The following is a 17,784-nucleotide window of genomic DNA, read 5'->3' as shown; positions in this document are numbered from 1 at the left end:
GATTCACTCGGCCGGCCGGCGGGCGGGCGCGCCGATGCGGGCCGCGAGGAGGGCGATGTCGTCGTCGGCGGAGGCGGGGACCAGGTGGGCGATCAGGGAGTCGCAGAGGTGGTCCAGCGACGGCTGGGGTCCGGACAGCAGGCCGGTGAGCTCGGCCAGGCGTTCGTCGATGTCGCGGCTGCGCGCCTCGATGAGCCCGTCGGTGTACAGGACGAGCAGGCTGCCCGGCGGCAGCGCGATCTCGGTGGTGGTGAAGGCGACGCCGCCGACACCCAGCGGAACGCCCGGCGGGGTGTTCACGAGGTAGACGGTGCCGTCGGGTTGGGCCACCGCCGGCGGCGGGTGCCCGGCGCGCGTGACCGTGCAGTGGCCGGTCGCGGGATCGCAGACCACGTACAGGAACGTCGCGAGCATCGGGTCGGACAGGTCGGCGAGGGTGGCTTCGAGGTGGTGGAGCAGGGCGGTCGGCGGCATGTCGAGCCGGCCGAGCGCGCGGACGGTCGCGGAGAGGCGCCCCATGACGGCGGCGGCCGCGATGCCGTGGCCCATGACGTCGCCGATGATCAGGGCGGCCCTGCCGCCGGTCAGCGGGAGGACGTCGTACCAGTCACCGCCGACCTCGTTGACGTCGCTGGCCGGCAGGTAGCGGTGGGCGATCTCGATACCGGGCGGCGGGGTGACGTGCTGGGGGAGCATGCTGCGCTGGAGGACCACCGCGGTTTCGTGCTCGTGGTGGTAGAGCCGCGCGTTGTCGATGCCGATGGCGGCGCGGGAGGCGAGTTCACCGGCGAGGGTGACGTCGTCGGACCCGAACGGGCCGACGTTCCCGGCGCGGTAGAAGGTGGCGACGCCGAGCACCATGTCGCGGGCGATCAGCGGGATCATCATGAACGAGTGCACGCCGATGCGCAGGAGCTGCGCGGGTTTGGGGGAGTGGCGGGCGGCCGGGGCGACGGCCGGCTCGTCGAGGTGGGCGATCAGGAACGGCTGACGGGCCGAGAGGGCCTGGGTGTAGGGGGCGTTCGACGGGAAGGTCAGCGTTCTGCCCAGGGGCGCCAGGACCTGTGTGACGGCGGACCCGGTCAACGGGGCCTTGCCCAGCCGGCGCAGGGCGACGCCCCCGGCCAGTCCCGTGCCCGGTTCGATGCCGCGCGCCAGCGAGTCGAGCACGTCGACGGTGACGGCGCCGGCGAGGTGCGGGACGGCGAGGTCGGCGAGCTCCTGCGCCGTGCGCTCCAGATCGAGACTGGCGCCGATACGGGAGCTCGCCTCGCTCAGCAGGGCCAGCCGGCGGCGGCCCGCCTCGGCCTCGGTGTGGTCGCGCTGCTGCGCGGTGATGTCGAGGAGGGAGGCGATCACGCCGATCGGCCGGCCGCCGGGGTCCTCGACGCGCACGTACGAGCACGACCACACGTGATCGTGCTCCGGATCGGCCGGCGTCCGGCCGGTACGGCGCCGGTCGAGTACCGGTTCGCCGGTGTCCAGGACGAGGCGCATCGCCGCCTCCATCTCACCGGCGTTCACCTCGGGCAGCACCTCGGCCAGCCGCCGCCCCACATGGGCGGATTCCGCGAGGCCGTTCATCGCTTCGAGGGCAGGGTTGACCTGGAGGAAGCGCAGCTGCGTGTCGAGGACCCCGATCCCGACCGGCGAGCGCGCGAACAACCCGTCCCAGACGGCCGAGGACCCCCGGATCCGGCGGGCCGCGTGGGCGTCCGCCGCGAAGACCAGCACCGCCGACGCGCCGTGGCGGCGGTCGGGGACCGGGCAGGCCCAGATCTCCAGCTCCAGCGGGTGACCCTCGCGGTGCCAGGCGGTGACCGTCCCCATGACCCCGCGGCCGGTGGCGGCCGTCTCCCACAACGACCGGCCCAGGCTGCGGTCGGCCCCCGGGTGGAGGAGGTCGGAGATGTGCCGCCCCAGCACCTGCGGTGGGGTATAGCCGAGGAGCTGCTGGGCGCCGTGGTTCCAGCGCACGACCATCCCGTCGCTGCTGGTGGCCACCAGTGCCACCGGCAGGGCGCCCAGCCACCCGCCGGCGTCCTGGGCGGCGCTGCTGATCAGCTCCTCGAGTGGGGTGTCCTCATGCATCCTGCTGCACCCGCTCCTCCGGGACGGCCCCGGCCCCCGGCCGCGGTCCGCGCCCTTGAGGGCGCGCCCCGTGCGGCCTGTGACCGTGCGTCGTCGACACCTCTCATCGTCGCCCGGTCGGCCCCGCGGCGCCCGCCGGCCGCGCCGCACCGGCCGCCGCGGGGGCGACGGGGGGCTCGGCGCAGCGCACGCGGTCGGCGGTCACGGGGGCGCCGTCGGCCACGTTGCGGTCGTAGGTGACGGTGTCGACCCGCACGGGCCGGCTGCCGACGGCCACCTCGACGACCGCCTCGAGATCCGGGTCCGCCTGCAGACGGGAGCCGGGCAGGGCGGCCGCGACGGTTGCCGCGTTCTCCTCCTGGCCGGTGGCGTAGCGGATGACCGGCGGCCCGGACGGGCGTACCGCCGGCGCGGTCGCAGAGGTGTCGGTGACGGCGAACCCGTTGCCGCGCAGGGCGGCGGCGACGTCGGCGTCGTCCACGCGGACCTTGATCCTGGCCGGGTCGGTGGGGGCCGGATGCTCCGCGACGGGCTGGATACGGGTGTCGCCCGTGATCGGTCGGTCCGCGCCCAGCGCGTCCCACAACGCGGCGGAGCGGGCCTCGTCCCACACCAGGGTGGAACCCGCACCGGGCACCCGGTGGTCGAAGAGCCGGATCGGGACGGTCGCGAACTCCGTCCGGTCCGTGCGGAGGTGACCGAGCGCCCAGCCGATGCGGACCAGATCGTCGACCCCCGTGCGCGCGTCGGTGCGTACGGTCTTCAGCAGGGTGCGCACGGTCCGCGCCGCGCTGATGGGCCCGTTCAGCGAGCCCTCCGCGGTGAGGCGGTCCAGCAGGTCGTTGACCACGCGCTGCTGGCGGCGGACCCGGCCGAGGTCGCCGGGCCGCAGGTTGACGTGCCGGGCCCGGACGTAGCGCAGCGTCTTGTTCCCGTCGGTGAGGTGGCGGCCGGCGCCGATGTCGAGTCCGGAGTTCTCGTCCTTCAGCGGCCGGTCCGTGCACACGATGGCGCCGCCGAGGTTGTTCACCGTCTGCTCGAAGCCCTTGAAATCGGCCTCCAGGTAGTGGTCGACGTGCAGACCGGTGGCCTTCTCGACGGTGGCCACGGTGAGCGGGCCGCCGCCGAGCGCGTACGCGCCGTTGATCTTGCCGCTGCGGGCCGGGGTGGTGCCCGCGTACTCGACGTAGGAGTCGCGGGGGATGGAGACGATGCTCGCGCGCCGCCGGTTCTGGGACAGGTGGACGAGCATCATCACATCGGTGCAGTTGCACCCCTTGCCGCCCACGTGCAGGCGCCGCTTCTCGGCCGCGGAGAGCCCGGCCCGGCTGTCGATGCCGACGACCAGGATGTTGGTGCCCCGGCCACCGCCTCCGCCGCCGGCGCCCGCCGGTGCGCCCGCGGCGGAGACGGCCTGCGAGCCCACGGCACCGCAGGAGAGGGCGGTCAACAGGGTCAGAGCGACAGCCGTACGACGCAAGGCACATCCCCAAAATAGTACGAACCGGATGAAATGGGGAATGTACTGGTCCTACAGTCGTATGAGCGGGCGGCCGGGCCGTACGCGCCTGGATTTCTCCCCGCAGGGGGGCCGCTTGGCGCATCCAGGGCCTGATCCAAGAGACAGGCCCTAGCGCTCGGACAGCTCCGAGGGGGCCTCCTGGACGACCCAGCTGTTGCCGTCGGGGTCGTCGAAGGTGAGGAAGGAGTTCCAGGTGTCGCCCTTCCCCTCCTCCCAGCCCTTCTCGCCGATGTGCCGGACGGGCGAGGCCTCCACGCCCCGGGCGATCAGCTCCTCGCGGGCCGCTTCGATGTCCGTGACGCACAGCTGCAGGCCGTGCAGGGTGCCCGGCGCCATGGTCCGGCCGCCGGGGACCTCGGGCATCCCCTGGAGCATGGCGATGGAGCACCGGGAACCGGGCGGGGTCATCTGGATGATGCGCACGCCGGGGGAGACCTCGTCGTCGAGGTCGACGCCGAAGCCGACCCGGTCGGCGTAGAAGCTCTTCGCGCGGTCCATGTCGGTGACCGGGACGGGGACCACTTCGAGCGTCCAGTTCATGGGTGTCTCCTCGGGGATCAGGGGATCAGGGGATCAGTGGATCGGTGGGGCGCACAGCGGATCGCACGGTGGGGCGGGTCCACCGTTTCCCATGGAGTCCGGTGGTGCACGTCGCAACGCCGGGTCAGTCGTCGGGGAGGACGCGGCCGTCCTCGTCCAGCCGGAGGTGGATGCGCGCGGGGTCCTGGCTGTTGACGTCGGAGGGCCGCGGGCCCTCCGGCCCGTCGGGTCCCCAGCGCAGCAGACGGCGGGTGCGGACGATCTGGTACACGGCGTCCTGGAACTCCAGCCGGTTGACGCGCCCGACCCGGAGCGTGTCGGCGGCCCCGGCGTACGCGGCCAGCTGCGCGGCCCGCAGGTCGGCGGCTCTCCTGCCGTCCCCGCCGTCCGGGGGCACCCAGGTACGGGCGTCGGTGCGCGGGTCGGCGTCCTCGGGGATGTGGCCGCGCATCCGCGGCCACATCCACGTCAGGGCGAAGTCCAGCGACTTGCGGGCCGAATGCGCAGTGGCGTGCGGGCCGCTGACCGGCCGCCAGCCGCCGCCGGTCTGCTCGACGACGGTGAACGTCGGCGGCATCACCAGCACGTCCGGATGGGTGTCCAGCGCCCGCCGCGAGTCGGTGCGCACGTCCTCGGGGAACCGCTCGCCCGTGTAGCACAGGCCGCGCAGCGCCAGCTGCTCGTAGGCCCGGGTCGGGGTGACCGGCGCGTCCGGGTCCATGACCAGGCCGTCGTCGATCGCGGGCTCTCTGACGGCGCGGTCCCAGTCGGGTACGAGGGGCTCCGGGTCGGTGGGGCGCGGCGGTTCCATGCCGCCCGGGCCCGAGGCCGCGTACTCCTCGGCGCGCACGACCCGGTACCGGGTCCCGGACACCTCAAGCTCGTCGACCCGCTCGCCCTCCAGCCGGGCGACCGCCGCCAGCAGCGCGCGCCGCTCGGCCCGGTCCTGCGCCCGGTCCTTGGCGTGGAACCAGAGCCGCGAGTTCAGCCCGTCGCGCGCCTGCTGCGGGCAGCCGGCCGTCACTTCGAGGACCACCCGCCACCGCGGGCCGTCCTCGGGGGACTGCGCCGCCACCCCGAACAGCGGGCCGCGCACGACCACATCGCCCGCACGCGCCACGGCGTCGAGCGCGTCGGCCTCCACTGCGGCCTCCACCGGCTCCACCGGCACCCGCACCACCACCGGCCGCGACCCGCGCGGCCTCATGTCCCCACGGTCCATGTCCCCATCCTGGCGAACACGGCAGGGGGCCGCCCCCGATTCGGCCGTTCCCCGGATTTCGGGGTGCTCCGGGCGGTACGGTTCGCGCACCTGCGCCCCATTGCGGCACACCCCTGACATTCGTCACTGTTCCCTCCGCCGGACGCGCGTGAGCCTGGGGGCAGCAAGGAAGCAACGAAGAGGCGGAAGAGGCAGGGGGCGGGTGGCCGTGCCGGTGACAGGACCGACGGCGGGGGCCGTGACAGTACGGCCGACCCGGGCCGGGATCGTGCGGATCTGGGCCCGGTCGCTGACGGCGACGGTACGCAGGCGCCCGCCGGTACCGGGGCTGCGGCACTCGGCCGGGATGCGGCAGGTGGTGCTCGTCCTGGCGGCGATGTGGCCGTGCATCTGGACCCGCCCGTGCGCCTCGACCTGGGTCCGGCCGGAACGGTGGACGCGTCGACCGTGTATGCCTCGGCGGATTCCCGGGCCGCCCTCGAGCAGGCCCTGCGGGGTGCCGTCCCGCCGCACCGCGCGCGGTAGGACCGGTATCCGCGACCCGGCCGGGGCCGCGCTCCGCCCCACCGGGCGCTGTCCCCCGAGGGGGTCCGGTGGGGCGGGATCGTGCAGCGAGGCAGCCCGCCTCAACCCTTGGATGGGGATGCTCCGACTGTAGGGGCGGGCACTGACAATCCGGGGTTGCCAGGGCTTCCGGATCGAACGCATGTGCGGGTTAAGGGCTCGGAGTGCCGGGGGGACCCGTCCGGCGCACCCTGGGTATGCGGGACCGTACCCGATGCGTGGGGAGGCTGGACCGATGCCCAAGTCCGACGGACCACAGCCCTGGGGGCCGTCCATGGAACCGCCCCCGGACCTGCTCTACTCGCCCACCGGCGGTCCGCTCGACGACGCGCGGCGCACAGCGATCCTCGACTGGACCGTGAACCAGTACGTCAGCCAGGGGTGGCGCGTCGAATCACGCTCCCCGACCCAGGCGGTGCTGGTGCGTGGCGGCGACGTCAACCACGTCCTGCACGCCATCCTGACCATCTTCACGTGCCTGCTGTGGGGCGTCGTCTGGATCGTGCTGGCCCTGGGGAACAAGAAGGAGCGCGTGGCCCTCACCGTCGACCCGAACGGCTACGTCCAGACCGTGCACGGTCCGAGCTGACGCCGGCGGGCCGTCCCGGGGCGGCCCCGGGCGCCCCGTCAGATGTCCGGGAACTCCGGGGCGATGCCCAGCGCCGGCGCGATCGTCCGCCAGATCGTCGACCGGGCCGTCGCCAGGTCAACCCGCGGATCGTCGATCATCAGGCGGATGCCGAGGCCGTCGCACAGGGCCAGTACCAGGGTGGCCAGGGCCGCGACGTCGCAGTCGGTGAACTCCCCTGAGCGGATACCCCGTTCCACGGCCCCGCCGACCCACGCGTGCAGCTGGTCGTACAGGTCGACGGCCAAGTGCCGGGCCGCCGTGTCGCGCTGGGACCGCACCCACAACTCCTGCCAGAGCTTCCAGTCCTGGCGCAGCTCGGCATCGCTCGGCAGCATGCTCCGCAGGATGCGGGCCAGTACGACGGACGCGGGCACCGAGTCGGCGACGCCCTCGGTGTCCGTACCCGTCTGCGCGAAGGAGTGCGTCATCGCCTCCGCGAAGAGCTTCTCCCGGGTGTCGAAGTGGTAGTGCAGCAGGGCCTTCGACACCCCGGCGTGCTCGGCGACCTTGCGCATGCTGACGTTCTCGAAGCCGATGTCGGCGATGACCTCGCACGCGGCCGTGAGGATTCGCTCACGCGTCTCGAGTGCGCGCTCGGCCTTGGTCACGTTGGCTGCTCCCCGTCTCGACGCCCGATCACCGGGCGGGTGGGCCCGGCTGCCGTGGCCACCCCGCCCCCATCCTCGCGCATCGCACCGGCCCCGCGGGCGCCGTAGACGTGGAAGCCCCGGCCCGTCTTGCGGCCCAGCCGCCCCGCGTCGACCATCCGGGCCAGCAGCGGCGGCGGGGCGTACAACGGCTCCCGGTACTCCGCGTACATCGACCGGGCGATGGCCTGCACCGTGTCCAGGCCGATCAGGTCGGCCAGGGCGAGCGGACCCAGCGGGTGCGCACAGCCCAGTGTCATGCCCCGGTCGATGTCCTCGGCGGACGCGGTGCCGCACTCGGCCATGCGTACGGCGGCCAGCAGGTACGGCACGAGCAGCGCGTTCACGACGAACCCCGCCCGGTCCTGGGCGCGGACCACCTCCTTGCCGAGGACCTCGGTGGCGAACGCGCGCGCCCGCCGGACGGTCTCCTCGCCGGTGAGCAGGGACGGTACCAGCTCGACCAGCGGGAGCACCGGTACGGGGTTGAAGAAGTGCAGGCCGATGACCTGCGCCGGCCGCGAGACGGCGGCGGCCAGCCGGATGACGGGGATGGAGGAGGTGTTCGTCGCGAGGACGGCGTCCCGGCGCTCCACCACCCGGTCGAGCAGGTGGAAGACCTCCAGTTTCGCCCGTTCGTCCTCCGCCACCGCCTCGACGACCAGGTCCCGGTCGGCGAGCCGCGCCGGGTCCGTGGTCACCGCGATCCGGCCGACGGCGGCGTCCCGTTCGGCGGCGGTCAGCCGGCCGGACGCCGCCGCGCGTTCCAGGGAGCGGGTGATCCGCTCCAGGCCGGCCGCCGCGGCCGCGGGGGCCGTCTCCACCACCACGACGTCCCGTCCGGCGCGGGCGCAGACCTCGGCGATGCCGGACCCCATCAACCCGCAGCCCACGACCCCGACCCGTTCGACATCGGTCATCGATCCGTCCTCCCTCCTTCGTGTGCGTGTGCGTGTGCGTGTGCGTGCGTGCGTGTCTGTTCCGTGGTCCGGGGCGGCACCCGCGGGCGCCGCCCCGGACCGCGGGGCGAGGATCACCCGGCGGACGGCATCCGCAGAACGCCCGTGCCCCGCTTGACCAGTTCGCCCGCGATGATCAGGCGCTGGATCTCGGAGGTGCCCTCCCAGATCCGGTCGACGCGCAGCTCGCGGTAGAGGCGCTCGACCGGGTACGAGCGGTCGTACCCGCGACCGCCGAAGATCTGCAGGCACCGGTCGACGACGCGGCCCGACGCCTCGCTCGCCGCCAGCTTCGCGATGGCCGCCTTCGCGTGCAGCGTCTTGCGGTCGAGCACGCCCTCGTCGACCTCCCAGGCGACCTGGTGGGTGTAGGCGCGGTTGACGGCTATGTCGACGGCGCAGTCGGCGAGCATGCCCTGGATCAGCTGGAAGTCGGCGATGCGCGAGCCGAACTGGCGGCGCTCCACCGCCCAGTCCCGGGCCAGTTCCAGGGCCCGCTCCGCCGCCCCGATCGTCCGGGCGGCGATCATCAGCCGCTCCTCGGTGAACCAGGAGCGCGTGATGTCGTAGCCCTGGCCCACCTCGCCGAGCACCGCGTCCTCCGGCACGAACACCTCGGTGAAGGTGAACTCGGGGTGCTCGTAGACGAAGGTGTGCATCCAGCGCGGCACCCGGGTCATCTCGATGCCCGTGGTGTCCTTGTCGACGAGGAACAGGGTCGGCGCGCGCTCCTCCCCGGCGGCGGCCAGCACGATCATGAAGTCGGCGTGGTCGCCGACGGTCACGAACCACTTCTCGCCGTTCAGCACCCAGCCGCCGTCGGTCCGCGTCGCCGTGGTCCGCAGGCTCTGCGGGTCGGAGCCGGCCTCGGGCTCGGTCACCGCGTAGCAGTCGCGGCGCTGACCGCGGATCACCGGGACGAGGTAGCGCTCGCGCTGCTCGGGCGTGCAGTAGGACAGGGCGTTGGCCGGACGCCACACCATGTCCCACAGCGCTCCGGTGAGCCGGCCGAGTTCCGCCTGGACCGTGACCTGCTCCAGGATGGTCAGGCCCGCGCCGCCCCACTCCTTCGGCATGTTGACGGCCTGCAGCCCGCTGTCGAGGACCGCGTCGCGGATCTCGGTGTGGGCCTGCGGGGGCAGCCCGTTGTTCTCCTCGCAGTCGAGCTCGTACTTCGTGATGAAGTCGGTGAGTGCGCGCGCCGTGCCCCGGAGCTCTTCCTGACGGGCGGTGAGGCGGAAGTCCATGTCTGTCTGTCCTCTGGGTCGTGGTGGGGGAGCGGTCGTCAGGAGGTGGGAAGGTCGACGGGGAGGTCGACGGGAAGGTCGACGGGGAGGGCGAGGGACCGGGTACCGCGCTTGATCAGCTCGTTGGCGATGATCAGGCGCTGGATCTCGGAGGTGCCCTCCCAGATCCGGTCGACGCGCAGTTCGCGGTACATGCGCTCGACGGGGTACGTACGGTCGTAGCCGCGGCCGCCGAAGATCTGCACGCACCGGTCGACGACCCGCCCCGCGGCCTCGCTCGCCGCGAGCTTCGCCGTCGAGGCCTTCGCGTGCAGCGTCTTGCGGTCGGTCTCCGGCCGGTCCGCCTCCCAGGCGACCTGGTGGGTGTAGGCGCGGTTGACGGCTATGTCGACGGCGCAGTCGGCGAGCATGCCCTGGATCAGCTGGAAGTCGGCGATGGGCGAGCCGAACTGGCGGCGCTCCACCGCCCAGTCCCGGGCCAGTTCCAGGGCGCGCTCGGCGGCGCCGACCGTCCGGGCGGCGATCATCAGCCGCTCGTCGGTGAACCACTCCTTCGTCAGCTCGTAGCCCTTGCCGACACCGCCGAGCACGTCCTCGTCGGGGACGAACACGTCGGTGAAGGTGAATTCGGGGTGCCCGTTCACCGCGGAGTGCATGAAGCGGGGGACCCGGGTCATCTCGACCCCGGGCGCCTGCTTGTCAACGAAGAACAGGGTCGCCGCCCGCTCGGGTCCCGCGTCCGCCTGCACCAGCAGGAAGTCCGCGATGTCGCCGCAGGTCACGAACCACTTCTCGCCGTTCAGCAGCCAGCCGCCGTCGGTCCGGGTCGCGGTGCTGGTGCCCGAGCCGGGATCGGATCCCGCACCGGGCTCGGTCACCGCGAACGCGTCGAACCGCTCGCCGCGGATCACCGGCAGCAGGTACTTCTCGCGCTGCGCCTCGGTCCCGTACGCGAGGACGTTCGCCGGCCGCCACGGGATGTCCCAGAGGCAGTTGGTGACCTTGCCGAACTCCTCCTCGACGATGACCTGGTCCAGCAGCGAGAGGCCGGCCCCGCCCCATTCGGCGGGCATGTTGATGGCGTAGACGCCGGCCTCGACGGCGGCGCGGGTCAGTGCGCGGACCGTGTCCACGGGCAGCGGGCCGCCCGCCTCCTCCGACCGGTCCTCGTACTGCATCAGCAGGCGGGCGTAGGCGGCGGCGCGGGCCTTGAGGTCGGCCTGCTCGGGTGTGTAGCGGAAGTCCATGGGGCGTCAGTCCTCCAGAGCACGGGTGGTGGGGGTGGAACGATCGGCGCAGGGCGGTCAGCGCAGGACGGCCCGCGCATCCAGGGCGAGGGCGCCGTCCGGGCGCACCAGCAGCGGGTTGACCTCCAGTTCGGCGATTTCCGGGTGCGCCGCGGCGACAGTGGTGATGCGCTCGATGACCGCCGCTGCCGCGGCCACGTCGAGGGCCGGCCGGCCGCGTACGCCGTCCAGCAGCGCCGCACTGCGCAGTCCGCGCAGCAGGGCCTCGGCCCGCCGGGCCGGTACGGGGGCCGGGGCGAAGGCCACGTCGCGGAGCGTCTCGGTGAGGACGCCGCCGAGCCCGACCAGGGCGATGGGCCCGAACCGGGGGTCCTGGTTCACGCCCACGATCAGCTCGACGCCGTCCGTGAGGTCGGCCATCGCCTCGACCGAGTACGCGGGCGCGCCGAGCCGGGCGTGCATGTCCCGGTACGCGGCGAGGAGCGCGGCCCGGTCGGCCAGGCGCAGCGCCACACCGCCGGCGTCGGACTTGTGCAGGACGTGCAGGGCCTTGAGCACGTACGGGCCGTCGAACGCGTCCGCCGCATCGAGCAGCCCGGCCTCGTCCGTGATCTCGCGCGCCGCCGGGAACGGCACACCGGCGCCGCCGAGCAGCGCCCGCACCCCGTGGTACCCCGGATCCTCCAGCGCCGCCGCGGCGGGCGGCAGCGGAGGCACACCGCAGGCGTCCGCCGCCCCCCGGCCGGTCATCGCCGCCAGCGCACGGGCGGCGTCCTCGGTGGCGGCGAACACCGGCACCCCGGACTCGGCCAGCACCCGGCAGCTCGGCGAGTGCGGGTACATCGACTGCACGACCAGCGGCTTCGGCCGCGCGGCGAGGTGCGCGACGATCTCCTTGGCGGCCGCGGCCTCGCCGTCGGCGAGTACGGAGCCCCCCGCCGGGCCGCCGCCCAGACCGCCCTCGGCGGCGGCGTACCCGCCGAAGTACCCGGTCATCAGGACGGCGTCGACCTCGTCGGAGGCGAGGAGCTCCCCGACGGTGTCCGCGTACGACCGGGGCCGCTGCTCGCCCATCCCGGCCAGGTCGACGGGGTTGCCGACCGAGGACTGTTCCCACAGCACCCTCCGCAGCCGGTCCTGCGTCGGCGCGCCGAACTCCGGTACGTCGAGCCCCGCGTCCTCGGCGGCGTCGGCGGCGATCGCGCCGTGCCCGCCGCCGTCGGTGAAGACCGCGGTCCGCCGGCCGTCCGTCCGCACCCCGGCGGCCAGCGCGGCCAGTACGACGGTCATTTCCCGCGGTGTCCGGACGAGTTCGACCCCCGCGTCACGGCAGGCGGCGGCCACCACGTCGGCCGAGGTGGTGAGCGCCCCGGTGTGGGACTGGGCGCTGCGCGCGGAGGCCGTGCCCCGGCCGGCGGTGAGGAGCACCACCGGCTTGCCCGCCGCGGCGGCGGCCGCCGCGAAGGCCCGGCCGTCGCCGAAGTCCTCGGCGTACACGGCGATGGCGGAGGTGGCGTCGTGGCGGGCGCAGTCCTCGACGAGGTCGACCAGGGTGACGTCCGCCTGGTTGCCGAGGGAGACGAAGCGGGAGTAGCCGAGGCCGTGCCGTTCACCGCGGAGCTGGAGTTCGAGGGCGAGGTTGCCGCTCTGGCTGAGCAGGGCCACGCCGCCGGGGGCGAAGCGGTCCGAGGCGAGGTACAGCTCGGTGGTGTTGTCGGCGATGCCCAGGCAGTTGGGGCCCACGAGGACGGCTCCGGCGGCCCGTACCCGTTCGGTGATCGCCCGCTGCCGGGCCAGTCCCGCGGGGCCGGCCTCGGCGAAGCCCGCGGTGATGGCGACGATCGCCTTCGCCCCGCAGGCCAGGGCCTCGTCGACGGCCGCCTCGAAGCCGGCGCCGGGTACGGAGATCACCACCAGGTCGACCGGTTCGCCGATGGCGGAGAGGGAGGGGGCCGCCGTCCGGCCGAGTACGGCGCCGCCGCGCCGGTTGACCAGGTGCACGGGCCGCCGGTCGGGGGCGCGCAATGCCTGGGCCGCCACCGCGTGGCCGTACTTCGCCGGGTCGTCGCTGGCGCCGACGACGGCGACCGAGCGGGGGTCGAAGAGTGCGCTCAGATCACGTCCCATCTCATCCCTCCACGCGGAGTGCGGAGTTGGGGCAGCTTTCGGCGCAGGCACGGGCGGCGTCCTCGGTGCCGGCCGGGACGACGACGGCGATGACGTTCGCATAGCCCCATTCGTCGAGTTCGACCAGCTCGGGTGCCGGTTCCTGGCACAGGCCGTAGCCCTGGCAGCGGGTGGAGTCCAGCAGGAGTTTCACGGCGTTCCTTTCAGCGCGGGCAGCGGGAGGGCGGTGGGGGAGGGGGAAGGGGACGGGGCGGGCGCGGGGGAGCGGGCCGGTGGCGGCGTGGGCACGCGGGCCGGGCGCGGCGCTCCGGCGACCTCCGGCACGGGCACGGTGAGGCGCCGGCGCCCGGCCGCCGGTGCGGCGTCCGCGCACACCGGGCACGGCGCGGCGAGATGGGACCGGACGTGTCCGGGGAAGGACCGGAGCAGGCTGCCGGCGATGCCCGCAGCGGCGTCGAGCAGCCCGCAGGCGCCGCGCCCGGGCAGCCCTTGCGACCAGCGGAGCAGATGGTCCGCGGTGTCCGGGCCCGCGGTGCCGGCGGCGAGGCCGGACAGGGCCCCGCCCACGGCCGCGGTGCCCGAGACGCAGACCCCGCACTGCCGGGCGCTCTCGGCCGCGAGGTGGGCGGCCGCGTCGGCGGCGGTCGTCACCGGGCAGCTGCCGGGGGCGAGGAAGCGGATCGCCCCGCACCCCAGGGCGGTGCCCGCGGCGCCGAGCGCGCCGGGTTCGAGGGGGAGGTCCAGGGCGTCGGCGGCGACGAGCCCGCCGAACAGTCCGCCCATCAGCGCGCCGGTCGCGTCGGCGTTCCCGTACCGCGCCGCGAGTGCGCGCAGCGGGACGCCGTACGGGACCTCGGTGAGCACGGGCGCGTCCGGGCCGCCGGACAGCGTCACCAGGGTGTGGCGGGCGATGGCGCGCCGCAGGTCGGGGCGGGCGGCGGTGAGTGCGATCCGGGCGAGGGTCTCGACGTTGGAGACGAGGGTCGGGGCGCCGCCCACCCCCTGCTCGAACGGGCGGGGCGGCTTGGCGGTGGGCAGCGCCGGGCCGCCGTCGATCCGGCGGACCACCGCCGTCTCCTCCCCGGCGACGTAGGTGTGGTCGGTCTCGACGACCTCGACGGGCAGCGGCGGAGGATGTTCGGCGAGGGCCCGGCGTACGCTCGCGCCCGCCGCCGGGTCCGAGAGGTACACGAAGCCGCGTACGGCGCCGGTGACCGCGGCGGCCCGGGCGAGGCCGTCGAGGACGAGGTGGGGCCGGGCCCGCAGCAGCCAGCGGTCCTTGGCCGAGCCGGGTTCCCCCTCCTCGCCGTTCGCCACGACGACCGGGGAGCCGCCGCCGCCGCGCACGGAGCGCAGTTTGACGGCGGCGGGGAAACCGGCCCCGCCGCGGCCGCGCAGCCCGGAGGCGGCGAGGTGGGCGAGCAGTTCCTCCGGGTCCGTGGTGGCGGCGTAGCCGCCGGTGGCCCGGTAGGCCTCGGCGCCCTCGAACACGGCCGGGGCCGTCCCGAGGACCGTGCCCGGCGGCTGCGCCGTCGGGAGGCGGATCGTGGTCATCTGCCGGCTCCTGTCGTGGTGTGGGTGCGCAGGCTCCGTACGGCGCTCTCCAGCGCGGCGCGGTCCCGTGCGGTGCGGCCGTATCCCGGTCCCGGGAGGCCGATGAGCATGCGGTGGTGGTCGAGGACGACCTCGCCCGCGAGGAGGGCGGCGGCGGGATCGCCCGCCCGGGAGCCGGCGGCCACGCCGGTCACCAGGTCGGTGACCTCGGCGAGGTAGCGGAGCCAGCTGTGCCGGCTGCCGCGCAGGATCAGGTGCTCGACGCGGCGCCGCTCGGTGGCGGCCAGGTCCTGCGGTGGCCCGGCGGGCGCGCTGCGTGACGAGGCGCGCAGGGCGGCGACCGCCGTGGGTAGTTCGCGCTCGGGTTCGGGGGTGAGCCCGAGCCAGTCCAGGCGCCGACGACCGCTCATGCGTGCCTCCGGGGAGATCAGGGAGATCGAGGAGATCAGGGAGATCGGGAGAGCCGGGGTGCGGGCCCGGGAGGGGCCGGGCGGGCCGCACGGCCGGGTCCGCCCCGGTGAACAGGGCGAATGGGGAAACAGGGCCGGTGCGGCGACAGGAAAGCACGTTTGCTGACCGATCGGTCAGGCAAGAATTACGCTAGCTGACCGATCGGTCAGTGAACAAGTCTTGACCCGGTGGAAATGAGCCAGCAATGTGGCTGTCCAATCGGTCAGCACGGTTCCGGCTTCCGGCCCCGACCGCCTGCCCGCCCCGGGTTGCGCTGCCCCGGCCCGTTCCGCCCCGCCCTGCCCTGCTTGCCCTGCATTGCCTCGCCATCGAACGCCGACACCGATCGCCGCACGCCGGCACGGAGGAGTCACCGATGCACTCAAGAGCTGCCGAATCGCCGACGGGCCGCGCCGGCCGAGCCGAGCGCACCGCTCGCACCGATCGGACCGGCCCACCGGGCCACGCCGAGGCCCCCACGGGGCCCGGCGCCCGCGCCGCCGCCCCCTCCGAAACCCCCGGGGCCGCTGCCACCGACACCCCCGGGCCCGCCCTCCCCGGGCGCTACTACACCGACCCCGAGACCGCCGCTGCGGAGACCCGCCACGTCTTCGGCAGGTCGTGGCAGCTCGTCTGCCACGAGTCCGACCTGCCGAACCCGGGCGCACGGCTCGCCGCCACGGTCGCCGACCGGGAGGTCCTGGTCGTCCGCACGGAGGACGGCGGCCTCGCCGCGCACCTCAATGTCTGCCGCCACCGCGGAACGCGCCTGGTCACCGCCCCCGAACCGGACGGCAAGGCGATCCGCTGCCCGTACCACGGCTGGACGTACCGTCTCGACGGAAGCCTGGTCGGCGCCCCGGAGGCACGCCAGATCCCCTGCCTCGACAAGCCGAAGCTCGGCCTGTTCCCGGCCCGCGTCGAGTCCTTCCTCGGCTTCGTGTTCGTCAACCTCGACCCCGGCGCCGTACCGCTCGCCGAGAGCTGCGCGGGCCTCGCGGAAGCGGTCGGCCACTACGCCGGCGCCGATCTGATGCCGATCGGCCGCGCCCGCATCCACGACCTGGCCTCCGCCGAAGTGCAGCAGGCCAACTGGAAGGTGGCGGTCGACAACTACCTGGAGGGCTACCACGTCCCGGTCGCCCACCCCGGCCTGATGCGGCTGCTCGACTACCAGGGCTACACCTGCGAGATCGAGGAGTCCTACGCGCTCTTCGCCTCACCCCTGCGCGACAAGCCGTCCTCGAACTGGGCCGAACGCCTCTACCAGCGCATCGCGGCACCCATGCCCGGCCTCGCCGAGGCCGACCGCCGGATCTGGCGGTACGCGGTCATCTACCCGAACACCCTCATCGACTTCTACCCCGACCACGTACTGGCCTGGACCGCGATCCCGACGGCGGTGGACCGCGTGGCCGTACCCGGCGCGTTCTACACCCGGCGCGGCACCAGTCTGCGCACCCGCCTCGCCCGGCGCCTGAACATCCACATCGGCTGGATCACCAACGACGAGGACGCCGAACTGGTCGCCCGCGTACAGAAGGGGCTCTCCACCCCCGGCTTCGAGCCCGGACCGCTGTCGCGCCGCGAATCGGCGGTCGGCTGGTTCGCCGGCCGCATCCGCGCCGACCTCGACACCCCGTAACCCGACCCCGCCCCGCGACCCGCACGACCCGCCACCTGCACGACCCGCACGACCGCACGACCCGCACGACCCGCACGACCGCATCACCCGCACGACCGCACGTGCGCCACGCCGCGCCCGATCGCGCCGCTCCCCCCGCACAGACCGAGCTCCCCCCGCACCGCTCGTTCCCGCCGTCCCCCTGCGGCCCCTACGGAGAGGACCCCATGTCCCCCGAGGCACTCCCCCCGACCAGACGCTCGTTCCTGCGCGCCGGCACCGCCGCCGCCCTCGCCCTGACCGCCACCGGCTGCGGCTTCGCCTCCGCCGACGACCCGGCCGGCAGGGCGACCGCGGAAGCACCCATCGACGTCAAGGTCGACGGCGACCTCGTCTACTTCAACTGGGCGGACTTCGTCGACCCCGCGGTCTTCGAGGGCTTCCAGAAGGAGTACGGCGTCAAGGTCGTCCAGTCGAACTACGACTCCATGGAGGGCATGGCCGCCAAGCTCAACGCCGGCAACCGCTACGACATCATCTTCCCCACCGCGAAATGGGCCGAGCGCCTCACCGCCGGCGGCCGGCTGCGCACCATCGACCACTCCAGGCTGCGGGGCGCCGAGGCCGTGTTCGGCGGCTACGGCTACTTCGCCGACCCCTGGTACGACCCCCGCTCCGCGCACACCGTCCCCTTCACCATGTACAAGACGGGCATCGGCTGGCGGCGCGATCGGCTCGGCGACCTGACCGGCTCCTGGAACGACCTGTGGAACGAACAGGCCAAGGGCAAGGTCTTCGTCCTCGACGACCGCGACGAGGTACTGGGCCTCGGCGCCCTCAAACTCGGCCTCGGTCTCACCACCGGCGACCACGGCGACCTCGCCCGCGTCACCGACACCCTGCGCTCCCTCCGCCCCCGCCTGCGCGGCTTCTCCAGCGACAGCTACAACAACCTCCTCAACGGCAACGCCGACATGACCCAGGCCTGGAGCGGGGACATGGCCGCCATGCTCGCCCAGGCCGAGGACCCGACGGTCTTCGGCTTCGAGGTCGCCCGCGAGGGCGCCCCCGTCAACTCCGACTGTTACGCCATCCCCGCCAACGCGGAGCACCCCGGCACCGCGATGCTCTTCATCGACTACATGCTCCGCCCGGAGAACGTGAAGAAGAACATCGAGTACATCGGCTACCCGATGCCGGTCCGCGGCACCGAGGACACCTACGCCGCGCTCGTCGAGCCGTTCCCCCAGTGCGTGGTGACCGCCGACGACCTCGGGGCCGACCTCTTCTTCCGCAACGGCGACGCACGGGTCGAACAGGCCCGCGACGCCGCCTGGACCGATGTGAAGGCCGGCTGAC

At 73.9% G+C, this 17,784-nt stretch carries 15 protein-coding genes; 3 read left to right on the top strand and 12 right to left on the bottom strand.

Annotated elements, in window-relative coordinates; all coding sequences use genetic code 11:
- Window positions 1–3: 3 nt before the first annotated feature.
- From B6R96_RS01305 to B6R96_RS01290, 4 genes are all read right to left on the bottom strand, one after another.
- Window positions 4–2,091 carry a SpoIIE family protein phosphatase gene (locus tag B6R96_RS01305; protein ID WP_081521253.1) on the bottom strand — a complete coding sequence of 696 codons (2,088 nt, stop codon included), beginning with the start codon at window positions 2,089–2,091 and terminating at the stop codon, window positions 4–6.
- Between the two features lie 103 nt (window positions 2,092–2,194).
- Complete coding sequence (locus B6R96_RS01300) at window positions 2,195–3,571, bottom strand: LCP family protein (RefSeq protein ID WP_081521252.1); 1,377 nt, start codon at window positions 3,569–3,571, stop codon at window positions 2,195–2,197.
- Window positions 3,572–3,721: 150 nt separating this feature from the next.
- Window positions 3,722–4,153, bottom strand: coding sequence for a VOC family protein (locus B6R96_RS01295; protein ID WP_053703815.1), 432 nt, complete (start codon window positions 4,151–4,153; stop codon window positions 3,722–3,724).
- 124 nt (window positions 4,154–4,277) lie between these two features.
- On the bottom strand, window positions 4,278–5,375 hold the full coding sequence (locus B6R96_RS01290; RefSeq protein WP_234437871.1) for a DUF5954 family protein: 1,098 nt from the start codon (window positions 5,373–5,375) through the stop codon (window positions 4,278–4,280).
- Window positions 5,376–6,174: 799 nt separating this feature from the next.
- Between B6R96_RS01290 and B6R96_RS01285 the strand changes: the two genes are divergently transcribed.
- Window positions 6,175–6,528 (top strand): hypothetical protein, encoded by a 354-nt coding sequence (locus B6R96_RS01285; RefSeq protein WP_051779032.1) that lies wholly within the window; start codon window positions 6,175–6,177, stop codon window positions 6,526–6,528.
- A gap of 38 nt (window positions 6,529–6,566) precedes the next feature.
- Here B6R96_RS01285 and B6R96_RS01280 read toward each other — a convergent pair whose 3' ends face one another.
- From B6R96_RS01280 to B6R96_RS01245, 8 genes are all read right to left on the bottom strand, one after another.
- Complete coding sequence (locus tag B6R96_RS01280) at window positions 6,567–7,178, bottom strand: TetR/AcrR family transcriptional regulator (RefSeq protein WP_079407558.1); 612 nt, start codon at window positions 7,176–7,178, stop codon at window positions 6,567–6,569.
- Window positions 7,175–8,137: a 3-hydroxybutyryl-CoA dehydrogenase gene (locus tag B6R96_RS01275; protein ID WP_081521251.1), complete on the bottom strand. Its 963-nt coding sequence runs from the start codon at window positions 8,135–8,137 to the stop codon at window positions 7,175–7,177. The genes B6R96_RS01280 and B6R96_RS01275 overlap by 4 nt, the downstream gene beginning before the upstream one ends.
- 113 nt (window positions 8,138–8,250) lie before the next feature.
- Window positions 8,251–9,423, bottom strand: coding sequence for an acyl-CoA dehydrogenase family protein (locus tag B6R96_RS01270; protein WP_030385053.1), 1,173 nt, complete (start codon window positions 9,421–9,423; stop codon window positions 8,251–8,253).
- Between the two features lie 38 nt (window positions 9,424–9,461).
- The gene (locus tag B6R96_RS01265) at window positions 9,462–10,670 is read right to left on the bottom strand and encodes an acyl-CoA dehydrogenase family protein (RefSeq protein WP_081521250.1); all 1,209 of its coding nucleotides are present in this window, start codon (window positions 10,668–10,670) and stop codon (window positions 9,462–9,464) included.
- Between the two features lie 57 nt (window positions 10,671–10,727).
- Window positions 10,728–12,797 (bottom strand): acetate--CoA ligase family protein, encoded by a 2,070-nt coding sequence (locus tag B6R96_RS01260; protein ID WP_081521249.1) that lies wholly within the window; start codon window positions 12,795–12,797, stop codon window positions 10,728–10,730.
- A gap of 1 nt (window position 12,798) precedes the next feature.
- Entirely contained in the window at window positions 12,799–12,990 is a 192-nt protein-coding gene (locus B6R96_RS01255; protein WP_030385056.1) for a ferredoxin, read from the bottom strand.
- Window positions 12,987–14,351, bottom strand: coding sequence for an NADH-ubiquinone oxidoreductase-F iron-sulfur binding region domain-containing protein (locus B6R96_RS01250; RefSeq protein ID WP_081521248.1), 1,365 nt, complete (start codon window positions 14,349–14,351; stop codon window positions 12,987–12,989). The genes B6R96_RS01255 and B6R96_RS01250 overlap by 4 nt, the downstream gene beginning before the upstream one ends.
- Window positions 14,348–14,761 (bottom strand): hypothetical protein, encoded by a 414-nt coding sequence (locus B6R96_RS01245; RefSeq protein WP_081521247.1) that lies wholly within the window; start codon window positions 14,759–14,761, stop codon window positions 14,348–14,350. The genes B6R96_RS01250 and B6R96_RS01245 overlap by 4 nt, the downstream gene beginning before the upstream one ends.
- Window positions 14,762–15,177: 416 nt before the next feature.
- Between B6R96_RS01245 and B6R96_RS01240 the strand changes: the two genes are divergently transcribed.
- Both B6R96_RS01240 and B6R96_RS01235 read left to right on the top strand, forming a co-directional pair.
- A complete protein-coding gene (locus B6R96_RS01240; RefSeq protein ID WP_081521246.1) occupies window positions 15,178–16,446 on the top strand; it encodes an aromatic ring-hydroxylating oxygenase subunit alpha in 1,269 nt (422 codons plus the stop codon).
- 206 nt (window positions 16,447–16,652) lie between these two features.
- A complete protein-coding gene (locus B6R96_RS01235) occupies window positions 16,653–17,783 on the top strand; it encodes a polyamine ABC transporter substrate-binding protein (RefSeq protein ID WP_081521245.1) in 1,131 nt (376 codons plus the stop codon).
- Window position 17,784 lies beyond the last annotated feature (1 nt).

This window comes from Streptomyces sp. Sge12 (assembly GCF_002080455.1).
Classification (GTDB): domain Bacteria; phylum Actinomycetota; class Actinomycetes; order Streptomycetales; family Streptomycetaceae; genus Streptomyces.
The sequence above is the reverse complement of the archived record's forward strand: the minus strand, read 5'-3'. Positions and strand labels throughout refer to the sequence as shown.